Source organism: Pseudomonas sp. SK (genome assembly GCF_012975065.1).
Taxonomy (GTDB): Bacteria; Pseudomonadota; Gammaproteobacteria; order Pseudomonadales; family Pseudomonadaceae; genus Aquipseudomonas; species Aquipseudomonas anuradhapurensis.
In genome coordinates this window covers 759,362-778,473 of the sequence record NZ_CP051857.1, presented here as the reverse complement: position 1 = coordinate 778,473, position 19,112 = coordinate 759,362, and the positions used below count along the sequence as shown (strand labels likewise).

General features: G+C 58.5%; 22 protein-coding genes, 1 tRNA gene and 1 pseudogene. 14 read left to right on the top strand and 10 right to left on the bottom strand.

The window, feature by feature from the left end:
* Nucleotides 1–43 precede the first annotated feature (43 nt).
* The 4 genes from HG549_RS03530 to HG549_RS03515 form a co-directional block, all read right to left on the bottom strand.
* Nucleotides 44–778, bottom strand: coding sequence for a TraX family protein (locus HG549_RS03530; RefSeq protein WP_170028176.1), 735 nt, complete (start codon nucleotides 776–778; stop codon nucleotides 44–46).
* Complete coding sequence (locus HG549_RS03525) at nucleotides 775–1,215, bottom strand: YqaA family protein (RefSeq protein WP_170028175.1); 441 nt, start codon at nucleotides 1,213–1,215, stop codon at nucleotides 775–777. The genes HG549_RS03530 and HG549_RS03525 overlap by 4 nt, the downstream gene beginning before the upstream one ends.
* Before the next feature lie 4 nt (nucleotides 1,216–1,219).
* Entirely contained in the window at nucleotides 1,220–1,537 is a 318-nt protein-coding gene (locus tag HG549_RS03520; protein WP_170028174.1) for a metal-sensing transcriptional repressor, read from the bottom strand.
* A gap of 61 nt (nucleotides 1,538–1,598) precedes the next feature.
* Nucleotides 1,599–2,804, bottom strand: coding sequence for an MFS transporter (locus HG549_RS03515; RefSeq protein ID WP_306092892.1), 1,206 nt, complete (start codon nucleotides 2,802–2,804; stop codon nucleotides 1,599–1,601).
* 189 nt (nucleotides 2,805–2,993) lie between these two features.
* Between HG549_RS03515 and HG549_RS03510 the strand changes: the two genes are divergently transcribed.
* Both HG549_RS03510 and chrA read left to right on the top strand, forming a co-directional pair.
* On the top strand, nucleotides 2,994–3,935 hold the full coding sequence (locus HG549_RS03510) for a chromate resistance protein ChrB domain-containing protein (RefSeq protein WP_170028173.1): 942 nt from the start codon (nucleotides 2,994–2,996) through the stop codon (nucleotides 3,933–3,935).
* The gene (chrA, locus tag HG549_RS03505; protein ID WP_170028172.1) at nucleotides 3,928–5,298 is read left to right on the top strand and encodes a chromate efflux transporter; all 1,371 of its coding nucleotides are present in this window, start codon (nucleotides 3,928–3,930) and stop codon (nucleotides 5,296–5,298) included. The genes HG549_RS03510 and chrA overlap by 8 nt, the downstream gene beginning before the upstream one ends.
* A 26-nt stretch (nucleotides 5,299–5,324) precedes the next feature.
* Here the strand turns inward: chrA and HG549_RS03500 are convergent, their stop codons facing one another.
* The gene (locus HG549_RS03500) at nucleotides 5,325–5,972 is read right to left on the bottom strand and encodes a LysE family translocator (protein WP_170028171.1); all 648 of its coding nucleotides are present in this window, start codon (nucleotides 5,970–5,972) and stop codon (nucleotides 5,325–5,327) included.
* A 112-nt stretch (nucleotides 5,973–6,084) separates the two neighbouring features.
* Here HG549_RS03500 and HG549_RS03495 point away from each other — a divergent pair, with 112 nt between their 5' ends.
* Both HG549_RS03495 and HG549_RS03490 read left to right on the top strand, forming a co-directional pair.
* A complete protein-coding gene (locus HG549_RS03495; protein WP_170028170.1) occupies nucleotides 6,085–6,534 on the top strand; it encodes an Lrp/AsnC family transcriptional regulator in 450 nt (149 codons plus the stop codon).
* 526 nt (nucleotides 6,535–7,060) lie between these two features.
* Nucleotides 7,061–7,495, top strand: a complete 435-nt coding sequence (locus HG549_RS03490) for a GNAT family N-acetyltransferase (RefSeq protein ID WP_170028169.1) — start codon at nucleotides 7,061–7,063, stop codon at nucleotides 7,493–7,495.
* Between the two features lie 483 nt (nucleotides 7,496–7,978).
* Here HG549_RS03490 and HG549_RS03485 read toward each other — a convergent pair whose 3' ends face one another.
* The gene (locus HG549_RS03485) at nucleotides 7,979–8,962 is read right to left on the bottom strand and encodes an ATPase (RefSeq protein ID WP_170028168.1); all 984 of its coding nucleotides are present in this window, start codon (nucleotides 8,960–8,962) and stop codon (nucleotides 7,979–7,981) included.
* Nucleotides 8,963–9,850: 888 nt separating this feature from the next.
* Between HG549_RS03485 and HG549_RS03480 the strand changes: the two genes are divergently transcribed.
* The 5 genes from HG549_RS03480 to HG549_RS03460 all read left to right on the top strand — a co-directional run bounded on the left by HG549_RS03480 (nucleotide 9,851) and on the right by HG549_RS03460 (nucleotide 13,003).
* Complete coding sequence (locus HG549_RS03480) at nucleotides 9,851–10,519, top strand: DUF6610 family protein (RefSeq protein ID WP_170028167.1); 669 nt, start codon at nucleotides 9,851–9,853, stop codon at nucleotides 10,517–10,519.
* A gap of 1 nt (nucleotide 10,520) precedes the next feature.
* On the top strand, nucleotides 10,521–11,129 hold the full coding sequence (locus HG549_RS03475; protein ID WP_159265866.1) for a hypothetical protein: 609 nt from the start codon (nucleotides 10,521–10,523) through the stop codon (nucleotides 11,127–11,129).
* A gap of 143 nt (nucleotides 11,130–11,272) precedes the next feature.
* Nucleotides 11,273–12,082, top strand: coding sequence for a pentapeptide repeat-containing protein (locus HG549_RS03470; protein ID WP_170028166.1), 810 nt, complete (start codon nucleotides 11,273–11,275; stop codon nucleotides 12,080–12,082).
* Complete coding sequence (locus HG549_RS26185; RefSeq protein ID WP_218576023.1) at nucleotides 12,079–12,720, top strand: nucleotidyltransferase domain-containing protein; 642 nt, start codon at nucleotides 12,079–12,081, stop codon at nucleotides 12,718–12,720. Before HG549_RS03470 ends, HG549_RS26185 begins: the two co-directional genes overlap by 4 nt.
* The gene (locus tag HG549_RS03460; protein WP_170028165.1) at nucleotides 12,704–13,003 is read left to right on the top strand and encodes a hypothetical protein; all 300 of its coding nucleotides are present in this window, start codon (nucleotides 12,704–12,706) and stop codon (nucleotides 13,001–13,003) included. Before HG549_RS26185 ends, HG549_RS03460 begins: the two co-directional genes overlap by 17 nt.
* 300 nt (nucleotides 13,004–13,303) lie before the next feature.
* Here the strand turns inward: HG549_RS03460 and HG549_RS03455 are convergent.
* The 3 genes and pseudogenes from HG549_RS03455 to HG549_RS03445 all read right to left on the bottom strand — a co-directional run.
* Nucleotides 13,304–13,498, bottom strand: a pseudogene (locus tag HG549_RS03455) (integrase arm-type DNA-binding domain-containing protein); the annotation flags it as partial.
* A gap of 157 nt (nucleotides 13,499–13,655) precedes the next feature.
* Nucleotides 13,656–13,731, bottom strand: a tRNA-Thr gene (locus tag HG549_RS03450).
* Nucleotides 13,732–13,802: 71 nt separating this feature from the next.
* Nucleotides 13,803–14,213, bottom strand: a complete 411-nt coding sequence (locus tag HG549_RS03445; RefSeq protein WP_170028164.1) for a pilin — start codon at nucleotides 14,211–14,213, stop codon at nucleotides 13,803–13,805.
* Nucleotides 14,214–14,429: 216 nt separating this feature from the next.
* Here HG549_RS03445 and HG549_RS03440 point away from each other — a divergent pair, with 216 nt between their 5' ends.
* The 4 genes from HG549_RS03440 to yacG are packed head-to-tail and all read left to right on the top strand — an operon-like array spanning nucleotide 14,430 to nucleotide 17,327.
* A complete protein-coding gene (locus tag HG549_RS03440; protein ID WP_170028163.1) occupies nucleotides 14,430–15,638 on the top strand; it encodes a type II secretion system F family protein in 1,209 nt (402 codons plus the stop codon).
* A 2-nt stretch (nucleotides 15,639–15,640) separates the two neighbouring features.
* A complete protein-coding gene (locus HG549_RS03435; RefSeq protein ID WP_170028162.1) occupies nucleotides 15,641–16,507 on the top strand; it encodes an A24 family peptidase in 867 nt (288 codons plus the stop codon).
* On the top strand, nucleotides 16,507–17,130 hold the full coding sequence (gene coaE, locus HG549_RS03430) for a dephospho-CoA kinase (protein WP_170028161.1): 624 nt from the start codon (nucleotides 16,507–16,509) through the stop codon (nucleotides 17,128–17,130). Before HG549_RS03435 ends, coaE begins: the two co-directional genes overlap by 1 nt.
* Nucleotides 17,127–17,327 (top strand): DNA gyrase inhibitor YacG, encoded by a 201-nt coding sequence (yacG, locus tag HG549_RS03425; protein WP_170028160.1) that lies wholly within the window; start codon nucleotides 17,127–17,129, stop codon nucleotides 17,325–17,327. The genes coaE and yacG overlap by 4 nt, the downstream gene beginning before the upstream one ends.
* Nucleotides 17,328–17,518: 191 nt before the next feature.
* On the opposite strand, the gene HG549_RS03420 is transcribed toward yacG, so the two are convergent.
* Nucleotides 17,519–18,202 (bottom strand): energy-coupling factor ABC transporter permease, encoded by a 684-nt coding sequence (locus HG549_RS03420; RefSeq protein WP_170028159.1) that lies wholly within the window; start codon nucleotides 18,200–18,202, stop codon nucleotides 17,519–17,521.
* Nucleotides 18,203–18,399: 197 nt separating this feature from the next.
* On the opposite strand from HG549_RS03420, the gene HG549_RS03415 reads away from it, so the two are divergent.
* Entirely contained in the window at nucleotides 18,400–19,029 is a 630-nt protein-coding gene (locus tag HG549_RS03415) for a DUF1780 domain-containing protein (protein ID WP_013970766.1), read from the top strand.
* Nucleotides 19,030–19,112 lie beyond the last annotated feature (83 nt).

Genomic DNA, 19,112 nt, shown 5'->3' with positions numbered 1-19,112 from the left:
TCCTTGAGCTGAGGATGCCAAGTAGGGAATCAACTCATGAGCGTTACAACAGCTGGCGAATACCCAACAACGCCAGCAGGTGCCCAGGGTAGAACCAGTAGCCCCACTGCGTGACGGGCAAGACCTTGAACGGCAGGCGTGCCCAGAACAGGGCCAACCCGAGCAGCGGCGCCAGGGCTGCGGTCGAAAGCGCCAGGATCGCGAATGGCTCAAGCTGTGCGGCCCGTTCGAACAGGTCGCTTCGCGTGTTGCTGGCAACGCACAAGGCGACCGGGACCAGCAAGAACCGCTCGGGCCGCTTGAGTGCAAGCAGCAGCGCAGCGGGGAGCAACACCCCGTAAAAACCGTACATCAACGGTTCGCTCAACAGATAGCCCGCCACCAGTGCAGCGCCAGCCACTATCAGGCTTGCGAGGGTCCGGTGTTGCACGCCCCAAGCGACCATGAGGCCCAGCGCCAGGGTGACCAGCACGTTGAAGGTTGCCGAAGAGCCGAGCAGCCGGTAAGGCACTTCGGAAAGCGCAGCGAACAGCAGCAGAAGTGCGAGGTAGCGAGCGTTGCTGCAGGTGAACAACTCGCCTCGCGGGTTTCGCGAGACATTGATCGCCACTGCCAGGCAGAACAAGGGAAAGGACAGCCGGCCGAGTACGAACAGGTCAGCGCTCGCTGGCCAGGCCAACCGCATGTGGTCGAGCACCATGCTGATCAGGGCGATCCACTTGATCAGGTCCTGGCCGGTGTGCCGCGCTGCCAGCGGGCAGACGGGGGCCGGCGTCATGCCATGCTCCCGAGCACCACCAGCGTCAGCACCAGGTAACGCCCACCCTTGGCCAGGATGACCAGCAACAGGAACCGCCAGAACGGTTCGCGCATGACCCCGGCCACCAGGGTGATCGGATCGCCGATCAGCGGCACCCAGCTCAGCAGCAGTGACCAGTATCCGTAGCGCCGGTACATGACCTGCGCTTTTTCCAGCTTGGCCTCGCTGACCGGGAACCAGCGCTTGTGGCGGAAATGTTCGATGCCCCGGCCAAGCACCCAGTTCGCCACTGAGCCAAGCACGTTGCCGGCGGTGGCCACCGCGACCAGCGCCACTGGCAGGTAGTGACCGGACAGGAGCATCGCGACCAGCGCCGCTTCCGATTGCATGGGCAACAAGGTTGCCGCTGCAAACGCGGCCAGGAACAGCCCGAGGTAGCTGCTGAGTGCGAACACGGCGCTACAGGTACTTGGTGATTTGCTTGAATTCGTCGAGGGCCGAGCGATCGCCCTTGCTCAAGGCCGTGACCGAATCTTCCAGGCAGTGATCGATATGGTCCTGGATCAGCGTGCGCTTGGCCTGGCAGACCGCCTTTTCAACCGCATGCAGTTGCTGGGCAATGTCCACGCATTCACGCCCGTCCTCGATCATCGCGATGATGCTGCGCAGGTGCCCGTCAGCACGCTTCAGGCGCTTGATGATCGCCTCATGGCTCTGGTGTACATGGGTATGCCCCGGCTCGGCATCATGTGGGTGATCATGGGAATGATCGGACATATCCAGGGCCTCTGTCAGGGGTTATTTACGCTGGCGATGCTATCCCCCCCTTGGGGTTGGGTCAAACGTGCAGCTTTGCGGCTGATTCACTGTCAGGGTGCCAGATCCGTTTGCTCACTACCCAGGCGAACCCGGCGAGCAGGCCCAGGCCGATGAACGCTGCGCTGAGATTGACGTTGGCACCCAGCCACCCGGCCAACGGATAGGTGACCAGCCAGCAGGCATGGGACAACGCGAATTGCGCCGCGAACAGGGCTGGCCGGTCCTGCGCCGAGGACGATCGACGCAGAATCCGCCCCGACGGCGTTTGTGCCAGCGAGTAGCCCGCGCCCAACACCACCCAAAGCGCGATCAAGGCCGAATAGCTCGAGACGAAAGCGCCGAGCAGCAAGCCGACCACCAGAATCGCGCCACCGGCCAGCATGGCCTTGCGGTCGTCCAGGCGCTCCAGAAGCCGCGGCAATACCAACGCCACCACCATCGACCCGCCGCCGAAGGCCATCAAGGCCATGGCCATGGCACGCTGGTCGAGCCCCAGCTGCGCCTGCACGAACACCACCGTGTTCACGATCACCATCGCACTGGCCGCAGCAATCGCCAGGTTCAGCGCCAGCAAGCCGCGCAGGCGTGGGGTATGCAGGAAAATCCGCAGGCCTTTGGTGGTGCGCTCGTAGATGCTGCGCCTGGGCCCACGCACGGCAACCGGCAGTACCGCCGAAACCACCATGGCCGCCGAAACCAGAAAACCGACGACGGTGCCGCCAAACAGGCTATGGAAGCTGAGCACGGTCAACAGCGCCGCCGCCAGCATCGGGCTGATGACGCTCTCCAGGTCGTAAGCCAGGCGTGAAAGCGACAGCGCCTTGGTGTACTCACGCTCATCGGGAAGGATGTCTGGGATAGTGGCCTGGAACGTCGGGGTGAAAGCGGCGGAAGCCGACTGCAGCACGAAGATCAGGACATACACCTGCCAGATCTGCGTGACGAAGGGCAGCAACAGCGCCACCGCGGCCCTGACCAGGTCGAGCGTGACCAGCATGGCCTTCCTCGGCAAATGTTCCGCGAACGCCCCGGCAATCGGCGCCACGCCGATGTAGGCCAGCATCTTGATCGCCAACGCCGTACCCAGCACGGCACCGGCCTGCGCGCCGGCCAGATCGTAGGCCAGCAGCCCGAGCGCCACGGTCGCCAGGCCGGTGCCGATCAAGGCGATCACCTGGGCGATGAACAGGTGCCTGTAAGTGCGGTTTTTCAAGACGGAGAGCATGGCACCTCGGGGCAAGGCTGAAGGCGATTGCTATCGCCTGGACTGAATCATCATGCCAATAGCCTATCCCCCCAGGGGGGATACTGCAACGCGGCGCCCTGCTGTCCACGACACCTCGTCAAATACCGTTACTTTTGCGCCAACCTGGCTTAATGTAGGGAGAGATACATTTTATGTTGAGCTTCCTACATGATTGGCTGGACGCTACTGATCCTCGGGCTGCCGACAGCCAACGCCACCGAGCGTATGCGCGCCTGGAGAACCCTGAAAGCCTGCGGTGCCGCAGTACTTCGGGATGGCGTATACCTGCTGCCGGAACACAGTGCGGGGCGTGAAACGTTCGAAGCCGTGGAACGAGACGTGCTGGCCATCAACGGCACGGCATTTCTGCTGACGCTGGCGGAACGTGAAGAGCGCTTCAGCGGGCTGTTCGACCGCGGTGACGAATACGCCAAGCTGCTCGCTGAAATTGCCGGCTGCCGGGCGGACCTGTCGCCGGAAAATGCCCTGCAGACAGCCCGGCAGGCGCGCAAGCTGAGAAAGATGTTCACTCAGCTGGCAGCCATCGATTTCTTCCCGGGCGCACTGAAAGCCCAGACCGACTCGGCTTTGCAGGCACTCGAGACCGACATCAGCCGCGCCTTGTCTGCCGATGAGCCGCGCGCCCACGACCAGGCCATCACCCGCCTGGCGCGTGGCGACTATCAGGGCCGCCGCTGGGCGACCCGCAAGCGCCCGTGGGTCGATCGCCTGGCCTGTGCCTGGCTTATCCGCCGCTTCATTGATGCCGACGCCCGGTTCATCTGGCTCGACAGCCCCGGCGATTGCCCAGATGATGCGCTGGGCTTCGACTTCGATGGCGCCAGGTTCAGCCATGTCGGGCAGCGGGTGTCGTTCGAAACGCTTATCGACAGTTTTGATGTTCAGCAGCCAGGCCTGGCACGCCTGGCGCGTGTGATTCACTACCTGGATGTGGGAGGCTACCAACCCTCCGAAGCACCCGGTATCGAGCGTGTCCTCGCCGGCTTGCGCGCAAGCATCGGCGATGACGACCAACTGACAACCGTTGCCGGGGGCATCTTCGATGGGCTGCTGACGGCTTTCGCAAGTGAGGAAATCGAAAATGGTTGATACCCCCTCCGCCGTGAGCGAACAGCCAGAGCCGCAAGCTGCGCTGCGGCCGGTCAGCTTGTTCGAGGCCTTCCTGTTCTGGCTCAAGCTGGGCTTCATCAGCTTTGGCGGGCCCGCCGGGCAGATTTCGATCATGCACCAGGAGCTGGTCGAGCGCCGTCGGTGGATCAGCGAAAAGCGCTTCCTGCATGCACTGAACTACTGCATGCTGCTGCCCGGCCCCGAGGCCCAGCAGCTCGCCACGTACATCGGCTGGCTGATGCACCGCTCCTGGGGCGGCGTGATTGCCGGCGCGCTGTTCGTACTGCCTTCACTGTTCATCCTGATTGGCTTGTCCTGGGTCTACATCGCCTTCGGCGAGGTGCCGGTGGTCGCCGGCATCTTCTATGGCATCAAGCCGGCGGTCACCGCCATCGTCGTTCACGCGGCCCACCGGATCGGCTCGCGGGCGCTGAAGAACGGCTGGCTGTGGGCCATGGCCGCGGCCTCGTTCGTGACCATCTTCGCGCTCAACGTGCCGTTCCCGCTGATCGTGCTGGCCGCCGCGCTGATCGGCTATGCGGGCGGCCGCTTCGCCCCGGACAAGTTCGTGATCGGTGGTGGCCATGGGGCTGTGAAGAACAGCTATGGCCCGGCGCTGATCGATGACGACACCCCGACGCCTGAACATGCCCGTTTCAGCTGGGGTCACCTGCTGCGCCTGCTGCTGGTCGGTGCTGCGCTGTGGTGCCTGCCCATGGCGCTGCTGACCCTGACGTTTGGCTGGGGTGCGACCCTGACCCAGATGGGCTGGTTCTTTACCAAGGCGGCGCTGTTGACCTTTGGCGGGGCCTACGCCGTGTTGCCCTATGTCTACCAGGGCGCAGTCGGGCATTACGGCTGGCTGTCACCGGCGCAGATGATCGACGGGCTCGCCCTGGGCGAAACCACGCCAGGGCCGCTGATCATGGTGGTGGCCTTTGTCGGCTTCGTTGGAGGTTACCTGCACCCGATGTTTGGCGCGGAACACCCGTTCCTCGCTGGCGCGGTCGCGGCCAGCCTGGTCACCTGGTTCACCTTCCTGCCGTCGTTCCTGTTCATTCTCGGCGGTGGGCCGTTGGTGGAGTCGACGCATGACGAGGTGAAGTTCACTGCGCCGCTGACCGGGATTACGGCGGCGGTGGTGGGGGTGATCCTGAACCTGGCGATGTTCTTCGGTTATCACGTGCTTTGGCCGAAGGGGTTCGCTGGCGCGTTCGACTGGCCTTCGGCGGTGATTGCGGTTGCGGCGGCGGTCGCCTTGTTCCGCTTCAAGCGGGGGGTGATTCAGGTGCTGTTTGGCTGTGCCGTGCTTGGCCTGGTGGTGCATTTGCTGCGGGCTTGAAACCAGGGGCGATTCACAGCCCCTGCTCAACGGGGAACGACCTGCCACAACTCGGAGAACACCTGGACGAACCCGAAAGTGCCGATGGCGACTGCGGAAACGGCAGAGATGACGCGCATGAAGGCAACAGGCATTTTCTTGCGCAGTGCTGCGGTAAACCCGCTCAGGCAGAGCCACCAAGCAGCCGACCCTAGAAACACCCCGGCGAGCATCAGGAAGGTGGCGAACCACATTGCGCTGTCGCTCTGCTGTCGCTGGCTGGCCAAGGGATCGAGCGCTGCAAAAATGGCAATGAAGGCCAATATGGTCATCGGGTTTGACAGGGTTAGCCCAAACGCTGTGAGAAAGTCGCGCGTCACCGACGCAGAAGCGGCCGCCTCCGCAGCCTGCCTGGGTTTCAGCGCATCTCGGGCAATGCTCCAGGCCAACCACAGCAGAAATGCACCACCCAACACTTTGAGCACGGTGGCCAGCGAAGGAGCAGCCAGGAAAATCCCGGTAATGCCCAGCGCGCCGATCAACCCATAGACCGTATCGGCGCTGGCAGCACCCAGCCCGGTCGCGAGCCCCGAACGGAAGCCGTTCTTCAGGCTTCGCTGAACGCACAGCAGTCCAATCGGGCCCACAGGCGCAGCAATCGAAAAGCCGATAACGAATGATTTAGCCAGCAGCATGGGTTTCTCCAGACGATAGGCAGGGGGCTCGGGAGAATGGTAGGTATACCGGCGATTGTGCAGAATGGGTTTTCCAAGGAAAAAAACAAATCTACCTAAGGAATTAAGGCACATGGATGATATTGACTGGAAAATCCTCGAGCGCCTTCAAGGCAATGGCCGCATGACCTATACCGAGCTCGCGCGGCAGGTGCATCTATCGGTGCCCGCTGTGACCGAGCGCGTCAGGCGCCTTGAAGAAGAGGGGGTGATCGAGGGCTATGCGGCTCGGGTCAACCCGATAGCTGCGGGTTACCTGGTTGGCGCTATGTTGGCGATGACCGTGCCTCAACCGGCCAAGGCGAAGTTTCTCAAGGTGCTGGAGGGGATACCGGAGGTTTTGGAGTGCCATCACATAACGGGGGCGGACTCCTACATTTTTCGGGTGGTGGCGGCGAGCATGGGTGATTTGGAGCGGTTGATTGAAAAGATCAACCACTATGGGGAGACGCGGACGTCCATTGTGATGTCGACCCCGATTCCACCGCGTGCGCTTGAGCGGCCTGCGCGGATTGCAGGCTAATAATTCGAGGGTTTTCAATCCCGCCAGCAGCTGCTAGCTACGGGCCACCTAAGAAGCCAACCTTACGTAGTGCTTTAGTCATCTTTCCGCACCTTAGAGCATGAGGATGACGTGGCAAAGCGAGTCAGGCGTATACGTCCGGTCAATACATTTCCCTGACTCAAGCGCTAAGGCCATGCAGCCGCCCTTCAAACGGCGAATTAGCCGGACGTATGTTGGGCCTTCTGGTTTCTGGCCGACTCGCCCGGCCGCCTACAGTTCTTGATCAGGGTACTGCTGTTCACGCTTGGCAAAATGACCATCGACTCGGCGATCGACGCGTTGCTCAGCAAAGGCTTGGCGTCCGACCTGCTCCCCGTGGGCTTCGGTGTGCTAGGGCTGCTAACGCAATGGTAGGCAAGGCGGTCGCCAGCCGCAGGCGACCTCACCCTGTTCTGGTATGTTAACTGCGTGCTTGCGGCGCTGGCGGTTACCCTGGTGGCCCTCTACCGCGAACAAGACAACCCGGCATTCAAGGAAGGGCTTCATGGACACCATCACGCTGACGCTGGACAAGAACCGCCTGGACATTCCGTACGTCCACAGCTTCCTCACCACCTCTACCTGGGCCGCCGGGATCTCCCGGGAGCGGGTGGAAACCAGCATCAACAACAGCCTGTGCGTGGGTGCCTACGAGGGGGACAAGCAGGTGGGCTTTGCCCGGCTGGTCACGGATTACGCGACGTTCGGTTACCTGTGCGACGTCTTCGTCGACGAAGCGTACCGGGGGCGGGGCCTGGGGCGGCGCTTGTCGGAAACGTTGCTCGAAGTACCCGAGGTCCGTTCGCTGCGGCGCATCCTCCTGGCCACCACCACTGCTCCCTGGTTGTATGAAAAGATCGGCTTCACGCCGGTCAATAGGCCTGACTACCTGTGGCAAATCCACCGCCCAGACGTGTATGCCCAGCCTTCCACCATGTGAGGTGACTCAAGCGGATGTCGAGAAGATCGGCAGGTCGTTGCTGGCGCGGATCTCCCGTAGGCTGACTGAAGTCGTAATCTGTTTGGTAGTGGCAAACCCTAAGCTGAAAGTTGCCTGTTAAAGGTATGTGACAATTTTAAAGATCATCGCTCTGATTGCTGGCTAATTAGTAACAATCATCTCAATAAACTCACCCTAAAATCGGCTGGCAGTTGTCGGAATCCGACGAAGCGCCATAACGAAAAAACCCGCCAAAAGGCGGATTTTACGGGGGTTCCAGAGATTTGGTAGCCTTCGCGGGTACCTGAACTGGTGCGGAGACAGGAATCGAATACCTGGCATAGATCATCGTGAATACTGGTATTTTAGCTCGGACTCGCACAAACGTATCCCTAAACGTATCCCTAAATCACGAGCTTCCTAGATTGCGCACCTGCGGCGCACCCAGCCATCAGGTGGCACGGCCGCTAACTCCTCATTGGCTCAAGCTGGTTCCACAGCGTCCTTCGGTGGGCCGAGTACAAAAGCCAACTGCCTAAGATCCTCGACTTTCAGATCAATCCCTTTGCCTTTGGGGCTTTCCTCGAGTATCCCAAGCGTAAACAAGGTGACGTATCTCACCTCTTCGCTCTGAACGATTAGCTCCTTCAGGTATCGTCGATAGCGGTAGGAGCTCATTTGTGCTGGTGGCACGTAAAGGGAAACCCGCTGATCCGAAAGGGTGTCGTAAAAGGTGAAGCTGAACCCTTCTCCGTACCGTTTTACGGTGCCTCCACCGAACAAGACGCAACCGTTATCACCCAGGCTCTGTGCTGCGCTAATGTGGCGAAAGTACGAGCGGAGTGGCACTACTCCGTATCCCGATACATGGAGGGAAAGGAGGTTAAACTCTTCCTTCGACAGTTCCGCTTTGGCGTTCCTGTAACTCTCCACCAGCCTCTCGAGATCAGTCGTTTTAGTGGGGCCTCGACGCCTGTCATTTGAATCGGTGCCAGTCCTACGGCGACCCTCGCGTAGGCCATCACCGTCTGCTTCCTCGTCGCCGCTAACAGGGGGTTCGCCGCCACGTGTTTTCTCTTTCAGAGCTGGGTCGAAGATATCGATGTAGTCGTCTAGCTTCCGTTTGGCCCTGCGGACTTTCGCCTGATCCTCCGTCTCGCCAGGGCGACTTTTGCCACCGTCTCCATCGGCGCCGTGCTCGATCCACTCACAGTTAGAAGTATGCTCATCTTTCGGGTTAGCACGAAAATGCGCGGCCTGGAGCTGTGTGGACTCCTGCGGGTTAACGTAATAGTTCACCCCAGTAATCTTGGCTTTGAGCTCCCTGCACTCCTCATTCGTGCATAGAAATGTAAAACGATTACGTGGTGGCTCAAGAGAAAAGTACTCCCGCCGGGCAGCAGCAATCGAGACTTCCTTGTTCAGCTCCATGCAGAAAGCGCGCGTAATTCGTTTATTCGTTTTCATCCGATCCACATCCTTGGACAGCCTTATCGCTATGTCGGCCGTTAGCCATGATCGAGGCTAACGCAGGCCGTCTCGAAGAGCCAGTGCCTGGAACACTTCAAGTAGACGGGATTTTGCGACCCCATGCCCCCCTATTCAATCGTGCCTTCAGCGGCAGAAGCATTACCCGTCCACCCGATTCTGGAGGCCGCCGGGGCCCCTGAGAGATGGGGCTAGATACGAGGCTGGAAACCCGCGCCATCGCGCTAGTGGGCAGGCCATCAGGTTACTGAAATTTCAGTCATTGAAATCTATCGAACGGCTGCATGAAGAGCTGATTCTTGCCGGTGCGGTAAGGATAAGGCTCGGTGTTCAAGAAGCTGCACAATTCACCCCGGTTCACCTGATTCACCAGTTCACTAAGCTGGGCGCCCTGCCGCTAACGAAGAGCCGCGGGTTTCCAGCCCCGTATCTGGCCTCATCTCTCAGGGTCCCCGTCGGCTCCAAGGATCGGAAACTGGGAGATTGCTTCAGCCGCTGAAGGCGCGATCAACTAGGGGCATGGGGTCGCTGGATAACTACGAATCTAAAACGGTGTAACAGGTGTAATGGGTGTAACGAGAGAACGCAACCCATTGTTTTAAAAGGTTAAAATAGTGTTACACGCTTGTGCACTCGCTTTGCTCTGGCAGTGTAACAACTGATCCGGTGTAACCATGGCGGCCCTGTGCTGTACCCCAGGCGTGCGGGTATTGGGTAATCGGATAGGATCCAACCTGGAAACGTAATTAAAGTGCCACTACTATCTACGGCTCACGCCGACGGTTCCGCGCACGTATTAGATACCCTGGCGGCTGAACCTTGATTCATCGGCAGCGACCGTTGAACACCGTATTCTTGAGACACTCGATGGAAGTCCTAAAATTTGTAGCACATAGCAAGAAAGTTATATCAATAGCAAAAGAACACGGCTGGCATCCGGGGGCGAGATATACAAACCTTCGCGACATTAGAAACTTTAGCTTCTGCGAGCTAGGGTTTTTGGATATAAACTGGAAAAGTTACAGTTATGAAAGGCATGTTGAAGCCGCAGCCCAAACCACCCCTCTATTAACTATTGCAAGGGACGTCGAATGCATATTCAGCCTAGACAAAATTATCAAGGAAGCTGAGACCCTTCTGAAATACAGCAGGCATGTCGCCATCGTGCCTAAAGATACGTTGATGAATGGCCGGCTCAAAGAGCTAATTCCGAAGGATTTTATGCTTGCTTACAGTGTGCCGACAAAATATGGAGGCACACAAGTCTCGATCGAAAGTTTTGATAGGCCTGTTCATTTATTAGGAGGTCGACCTGACACACAGCGGGCTCTAGCTGAAAAGATGAAAGTTTTCTCGATTGATTGTAATAGATTCACTCTTGACGCCAGGTACGGTGATTATTTTGATGGAGTTAAATTTCGCCGGCACCCGACTGGAGGATATGAACGGTGCCTGATAGACTCGATCGAAAACATCAACAAAATCTGGTCTGGGTATGGCATTCACGATGACGTACGGAATTTGATGGGGGTGTAATATGAGCAGAGATGACCTGTTACTTAAAATGTATGACCAGATGTTCAATGACATCAACCGCCATATAATGGTTGTATGGCAAAGCGTAGGGGTTTTAGTTGGAGCATTCGCAGTTTTCGCTTTAGTTGAAAAAAATGTCGTCCCATTAGACTTTGCAGTTTGTATAGTCTTGCTTCTGGCGCTTTGGCTGATGGCACATCTGTTCGATGCCGCTTATTGGTATAATCGCAACTTGGTCATAATTGCGAACATAGAGCGACAATTTTTGCGCAAAGAGGATCTAAAAGAGATACATTACTATTTTGGATCTCATAGACCTAGCAACAAAATGATTTACCATTTGCGAATCCAGATGACACTGGGAATAGCATTGACATTAATGGTTTTGAGCTACCATTTCTATATACGTGTTGTTCCAGGACTTGACTTACCACTGAGTAATATCTCTTTAGTCAGATGCTTGCCTTATTTGCTAACAATAGCCGCTGCACTTTATTTGCTTAAACTAAAAAATGATTGCAAGAAAAAATACGAAGAGTTCCTTCGCGAATCCCCTGGAAAGACTATTGACACCACGGGCACCTCATTTGGCATCGGTCATGGCCATTGAGTCTTGCGGGCTTACAAGCATCAACACCCTAACTTTGTTAGAGTGCGGCACGGCTACGAAAAATGGGCCTCACGAGCATAATGTTAAATTACACTTACAGCTGGGGAAATGTCCTCAGCTGCATGTACCAAGGGAACAAATCAATGCTAGAAAATAGCGGTAAGACTGAACTAAAGGATCAGAAATTCGCCGCTGATGTTTCAGAGGAAAAGTTCACAAATATTCATTTTTCACGACTAGTGGCCAAGGGACGTGTATTCACAAATGTAGATTTTAAGTATTGCACGTTCGATGCATGCTATTTGAGAAACTGTAAATTTGATTCCTGCGATTTCACGGGATGTCGTTTCACGGGGACAAATTTACACGGCGCAACTTTTAGCGGCTGCAAATTCGAATATGCGACATTCGAGAGAACAGACATAAATAATGAAGTACTTTCGAGTTGTTGCCCTGGAAGCGAAAACCTTAAGATTCGGTTTGCTCGATCACTGCGCATGAATTATCAACAATTGGGGGACGCCCTTTCCGCAAACAAGGCGATCGAAGTCGAGTTAGATGCTACCAACGAGCATCTTTACAAAGCATGGCGATCCAATGAGTCTTATTACCGCAAAAAATATAGATCTTGGCATAGAGCGCAACAGTTTTTGTTATGGGTTAAATTTAAGCTGCTCGACCTTTTATGGGGGAATGGCGAAAGTGCGTGGAAGCTAGGCCGGGCCGTTCTTGTAATTTTCGCACTCATGACCCTATTCGATGTTTTAAACTACCGCGACCCCTCTCTAACTCGTAGCTATTGGAACGCTTTTTTTCTAGCCCCTCAGGTTTTTCTTGGCACGACGACAAATCAAGTCTTCCCTTCCAGCTATATCACTCTAGTGACATTCGTCCGGCTTCTTCTTTTTGGGTTTTTTATGGCGATTATTGTTAAACGGTTCAATCGGCGATGATGGCACACATTTACGCGTTCGGATCAGTTTGCAGGGGGGAGGTTACGCCCGAGTCGGATGTTGACCTCTTGGCGGTTACGCACGGAAACGATCTGAGATTCAACCAAGACTTGTACTCTGTTTACTCATATCCGCGGCTGGCAGAAATATGGAGTGAAGGTAGCCCGTTCGCGTGGCACTTGTCTCTTGAATCTAGGCTGCTTTACTCTCCTGATAATTCTGACTATTTACGCGACTTGGGAACACCTGCCGCCTATACGTATGCAGCACGGGATTGTCAGAAATTTTTCCAGTTATTTGCGTGCTCGGCCAACGCGCTCCGCGCGATGACGAACAGCCCGGTCTTCGAATTGTCAACTGTTTTTCTAGCTGTGAGAAACTTTGCCACGTGCTATTCACTCGGGACAGGGAAGCCTGATTTTTCACGCCACTCTGCCCTTGGGCTTGGAGTGAATAGCTTAAAGATCTCTAGCGATGTCTTCAGAATTCTGGAACGTGCACGTCTCCTCTGTACGCGCGGAATAGGCGAAATGCTTTCCCAAGAAGAAGCCGCTTCTGTCAAGTTAGCACTAGGCGAAATAAACGATTGGATGCGAAACTTACTTATTACGGTAGCGAGCCATGAACAATTTCAATAACAGAATTGATGCCCAGCGCAATATTCTCCGAATAGTGAACCAGGGTCACTGGTACGTTGAGGAGTTGTCCGGCTTGTCAAACAAAGCCATAGACCGTTGGATGATAGCTAACCAGATCGATGCCGCTTCACGCCTGGCAGAATTGATTAGACTTGCGGGACGGGCTTTGTTTTTTTTAGCAAATAAGAGCCAAGAACAAGTCACCGGCGAATACGAGCACCACTCGCGGAAGGTTGCGGACCTTACGTACGAAATTGCAAAAGAAATTGAGGCCTCGTTTTAGGAATCGTTTTTGAAATTTAACTGATTCGTTTCTCGTATGTATCCAATTACTGCAAATGGCCGGTTCCTGCCCTTCATAAGGTCCGCTCACGTCCAAGATCGGACTTAGAAACAAGCTCATGCAATGATCCGGTGAAAATAGTAATAAGTCGGTGCTCCATCCATGCGACAGACGGCAGGCGGAGCGCGCAGGCCAGCAAGGACCGGAGGATCAGGGATCAAAGCCAAATGACTATGACTTCCTCATTATGCACGAGGCTCAACCGCGAGCCCAACGGTGGAACGCCGAAATGCCCCTTAAAAGCGCCAGATAGTTGCCAAACGTTGCTAAACCATCACGGCCATCAGGTTTGGTGTACTTCATACGCCAGGTCTTGACGCCTGAAGGCTTCACCAGCAGGTAGAGGCCTTTGCCATCGAACAGCTTGTAGTCCTTTTCCCGAGGCTTGGCCGCATCACTTTTGGGATCGGTGAGAGGCACCACTGTGCGCGCCATAGGGATACGTTTCCTTGTCGAACCGAGATCTCCCGAACCATATCCCTAAATCGCGTAGATGCCCAGAGACAAAACGAGACAGTTAGAAACAACAAAGCCCGCGCTAGGCGGGCTTTGCGGTTTCGTAGACAGTCATAGACTTCTGGAAACTGGTCTCTGGTGCCGGAGACAGGAATCGAACCTGCGACCTTCGCGTTACGAGTGCGCTGCTCTACCGACTGAGCTACACCGGCGTGTAGCGCAACGTACCACTGCTCGCACCCGTTACGCAAACCCCTGTTTCGCCTACCTTATTACCCCACCCTCAAGGCGCCTTGCACCCCTTCGGTGCCAGGTCTTCTTCAATGTCGGTCGTACACGCCCAGCCAGCCGGCGCACGCGTCAGGGTAATGGCCTTGCCGAGCACGGTAGCCGGCGCATCCACCAGGGTACAAACGATGCTCCCGCTGCCATCCGCCGCCTTGCCGCTGGCCGTGATCGCACAATGCGCCGTGGCCGGCTGCCCACCCAGCTCGGCCACCGTCGCCACGTCCTTGCCATCATTCAGGCGCAGGTCCATCGCGGTCTTCAGCGCGCTGATTTCCAGCAACCCGGCCGCAGCCTTGGAGCGGGACTGGTGGTTGGTGTACATCGGTAAGGCGATGGTCGCCAGAATGCCGATGATCGCAACAACGATCATCAGTTCGATCAGGGTGATACCGCGTTGCCCTTTCATGAACAGTTTCCTTTTTGATACGCGTACTCGTTGAGGTCTGTCTCGCCCCAACCGGCAGCGGCGCAGTAGGCCTGAACAGACACCTTTTGTCACCCCTGCCCGCTTGGGCGTCATCTTCGCTGAACTACTCTAGTGAGCATCATGGACGCGCGCCCTGGCATGGACCCGGCAAGCTGTTTCGAAGCTTGTCGCACGGGCAGGAAAAAGGACCTTGGCATGAACCCATCGACTCCTCTCTACAACTGGCACGGCACCGACGCCAACGGCCAGCCGGTCAGCGGCCAGACGCCCGGGCGCAGCCCGGCACACGTGCGCGCCGGGCTGATTCGTCAGGGCATAAAAGTGGCAGGATTGCGGCCCGCTGGCGGGCTGACCTTCAGCTTGCCGAAACGCCAGGCAAAAGCCGACCCGGCGGGTTTCAGCCGGCAGCTGGCGACCTTGCTCAAGGCCGGGGTACCGCTGCTGCAGGCGTTCGAGGTGATGGGGCGCAGTGGCTGCGATGCGGGGCAGGCAGCGTTGCTGGGCAAATTGAAACAGGATGTGGCCTCGGGCCTGGGGCTGGCGGATGCATTGCAGCGCCACCCGGGCTGGTTCGATGCGCTGTACTGCAACCTGGTGCGGGTGGGTGAACAATCCGGCACGCTCGACCGCCAGCTGGAACAGTTGGCAAGCATGCTGGAACAACGCCAAACGCTACACCGGAAAGTGCGCAAGGCGATGATCTACCCGCTATTGCTGTTGCTGACCGGGTTGGGGGTATCGGCGATTCTGCTGCTGGAGGTGATTCCCGAATTCGACAACCTGTTTTCAGGCATGGGCGCGGCGCTGCCAGCGTACACCCAATGGGTCATCGACTTGTCCGCCATGCTGAGCCGTTCTGCGCCACTGTTGGCGGTGCTGGGCGCTGCGCTCGGTTTCGCCATGCGCCGGCTCTACCGGCAGCATGCACCGACGCGCCTGTGGCTATCCCGGCAAGTGCTGGGCTTGCCGGTGTTCGGCAGGTTGCTGGGGCAGGCGGCGCTGGCGCGCTTTGCCCGTAGCCTGGCAACGGCCTATGCCGCCGGGGTGCCGTTGCTGGATGCACTGGGTACGGTGGCGCGGGTGAGTGGTGGCGACTTGCACGAACAGGCGGTTTTGCGGCTACGCCAAGGCATGGCCAATGGGCAGGGGCTGAACCAGGCGATGGCCGCCGAGCCGCTGTTTCCCCCGTTGCTGGTGCAACTGACGGCCATCGGTGAAACCAGCGGTACGCTGGACCAGATGCTGGAGAAAGCCGCCAGCCATTACGAGGAACAGGTCAGCCAGGCGCTGGACCAGTTGACCAGCCTGCTGGAGCCAGCCATCGTGCTGATCCTGGGCGTGCTGGTAGGCGGCCTGGTGGTGGCGATGTACCTGCCGATCTTCCAGTTGGGTAGCTTGATCTGAACATGACTTCATGGACTTTACTGGCGGAGCAGCCAGCGTACTTCCTCACCCTGGCCACGCTGCTCGGCCTGCTGGTGGGCAGTTTCCTCAATGTGCTGGTGTACCGCCTGCCGATCATGCTGGAGCAGCAATGGCAGCGTGAGGCGCAGGAGGTGTTGGGGCTGCCGACCACGGCGCAGGAACGCTTCGACCTGTGGCTCCCACCCTCGCGTTGCCCGCATTGCGGCCATCGAATCCGCGCGTGGGAGAACATTCCGCTGATCAGCTATCTGGCCTTGCGCGGGCGTTGTTCAGCCTGCAGGACCCGCATCAGCCCGCGCTATCCGCTGGTGGAGGTGGCCAGCGCGCTGCTTTCGCTGGTGGTGGCCTGGCACTTTGGTGTTTCGCTCGAGGCCGTGCTGGCGCTGCCGCTGACCTGGTGCCTGCTGGCCCTGAGCCTGATCGATGCCAGGCACCAGCTGTTGCCGGATGTGCTGGTGCTGCCGATGCTGTGGCTGGGGCTGATCGTCAACGCCTTCGGCCTCTATGTGCCCCTGGCCGGGGCGCTGTGGGGGGCGGTGATCGGTTACCTCAGCCTGTGGACGGTGTACTGGCTGTTCAAGCTGGTGACCGGCAAGGAGGGCATGGGCTACGGCGACTTCAAGCTGATGGCACTGATCGGGGCCTGGGGGGGCTGGCAGGTATTGCCGTTGACGCTGCTGCTGTCGTCGCTGGTCGGGGCGCTGGTGGGGCTGTGCCTGCTGCGCCTGCGCCGGCATGCCTTGGGCACGGCGATGCCGTTTGGGCCCTATCTGGCGATTGCGGGGTGGATTGCCGTGCTCTGGGGTGATGAAATATACGCCTCATACCTGCAACTGCTTGGATTCTGATGACCACTGCGGCCTTTACCCCCTGGATTCTCGGCCTGACCGGCGGCATCGGTAGTGGCAAGAGCGCCGCTGCCGAGCGCTTCGTCGAGCTTGGCGTGCACCTGGTCGATGCCGACCAGGCGGCGCGCTGGGTGGTCGAACCTGGCCGACCGGCGCTGGCCAGCATCGTCGAGCGCTTCGGCCCTGGCGTGCTGCAAGCGGACGGCCAGCTCGACCGCACGGCCCTGCGCCAGCTGATCTTCGCCGACCCGGCGCAACGCAAATGGCTGGAGCAATTGCTGCACCCACTGATCGGCCAGGAGATCTTCAGCTACCTGGCCAAGGCCGAGTCGCCGTATGCGGTGTATGTCTCGCCGCTGTTGATCGAGTCGGGGCAATACCAGAAAACCCAACGGGTGCTGGTGATCGATGCGCCACAAGAACTGCAGGTGGCGCGAACCCTGGCGCGGGACAACACCAGTAGCGAGCAGGTGCAGGCCATACTCAAGGCCCAACTGGCGCGTGAGGAGCGCCTGCGCCATGCCGACGATGTGGTGGTCAATGACGGCGACCTCGCCGCGTTGCATGAACAGATTGACCGCCTGCACCACTTTTACCTGACTTTACGAGGAGGCCAGCCATGAGCCAGCCATTGACCGTCGATTGCCCGACCTGTGGCGCACCTGTGGAATGGAACGAGAAAAGCCCGTTCCGGCCGTTTTGCTCGGACCGTTGCAAGCTTATCGACCTGGGCGCCTGGGCGGCGGAGGAGCACAAGATCCCGGGTTCGGATGAGTCCGAGGATGAGCTGTATTCGGGGGACCTGGAACCGCGCCACTAAGTCCACCGCACTTGCCATGCCGGCCTTCGCTGGCAACCCGCTGCCGCATTCCGCCCCTGTAGGAGCGGCCTTGTGTCGCGATGGGCCGCAAAGCGGCCCCCTTCACTGGCTTCATGGCCATTATCGCCGAGGCTGCTTCGTTGCCCTTCCGCGACACAAGCCCGCTCCGCAGGGGGCATGTGGTTGCGCAGCTATCGCTCATCTTCCTTCCATGGCGCCTGTAGATACCGCGTGCGGTTGAAGGTTTCCAGCCACTCCGGGCAAAACACCACCAGCGCACTGATCACCGTGCCGTTGATGAACGCCTCGGGGAACATCATCAGCCACAGGTAGCCGACAAAGTCGCTGAGCCACTCCGGCATGGCGAAGCGCCCGTTCAGCCACAGCAAGCCCAACCCGGCCGACAGGCAGGCCAGCACCGTCAGGGCTGCGGGGAAGAAGCCGGAACAGAAGATATACACGAACAGGTTTCTGGGTTGAGCGCGCTCGACCCCTATCGCGCACGCCTCGGCAATCAACACCGGCAAGCCAACCAGCAACAAGCCATTGATCCCCAGCGCGGCCAGGTCCTGGCGCCCGAGCACCAGCAAACCGAGCTGCGCCATGAAACCGCCGAGCACGGCCAACGGCCAGTCCAGCAACAGCGTCACCGCCGTCATGCCGATGAAGTGGTACGACACCCCAGTATCGAAATCGCGCCTTACCAGCCACAGGGCGAACAGGCAGAACACCGTGCCGAACAGCAGGTGCTGGCGGCGCCGGTCGGTGAACAGCTCTACCCAGCGCACCTGGCTGACTGCCCAGATCAACAACGGTACGTAACCCAGCCAGCCAAGGGTAAGGGTGGTGCCGGACAACACCTGCGCGCTGATCACTTGAACAATGCCCCCTGCCTTCCTGTGGACAAGGCCGAGTCTACACCCATTCTCCGCAACATTCGGCGGTGGGCAGCAGCGCCGTGGCGGGCTTTGGCCCGGTGAATATGCAGGGCCGGCAGCAAGGGCCAACGCGGCGCTGATTTATACGCACAAACAGCATCTTACCGTCATCGATTAGCGTCTAAGCTTGCACCATGGATGACTCAGACTACCTGCGCCTGCTTACTATCCAGGCCGAACAAGCCAATGCCTTTCTCTCCAACGCCCGCAAGTGGGAGCGGGAGCGTTGGGTGTGCCAACGCCTGTTGCAGGGGCTGAACATCCCCTACCGCAGCGAGGACTTCACCCCGGCCGGCCAGGAGCCGCCAGACGTGCTGTTCCGCGACGCCGCCTTCGAGGTGTTCTTCGTGCTCGACGAGGGCCGCCGGCTGAACGATGAATGGCGCGAAGAGCTGCAGCGCCGGCGCAGTGCGTTTTCCCTGGCGCAACTGGTGCGCCGCGAAGCGCGCCCGCGGCGCATCAGTGCCACCGAGCTGCTGGGGCGCCTGGCGCCGACCTTGCGCAAGAAGGCACACAACTACCGTGAGCGCGGGCTGGAGCTGAACGAGCTGGACATCATCGCCTTCGCCAGCCTCAAGCGCGAGGTGCTCGACCTCAACACGCACTTCCCGCCACCCACCGAATATTTGCGCCAAGGCTGGCGCTCGCTGTCGCTGGTCGGGCCGACCTTTGCCCGGGTGCTGTTCGCCCACCCGGATGCGCCGGACTTCCTGCGCGGCAACCTGGGGCGCAGCATTGTGTTCGACGTGGGCATCAGTCTTTGATCCAGTGCAGCGAGTGTTTGCGATGGCGTACACTCGGCGCCAGAGATAGAAAGCATTATCATTTGTTTTAAGCCCCTGCGTGA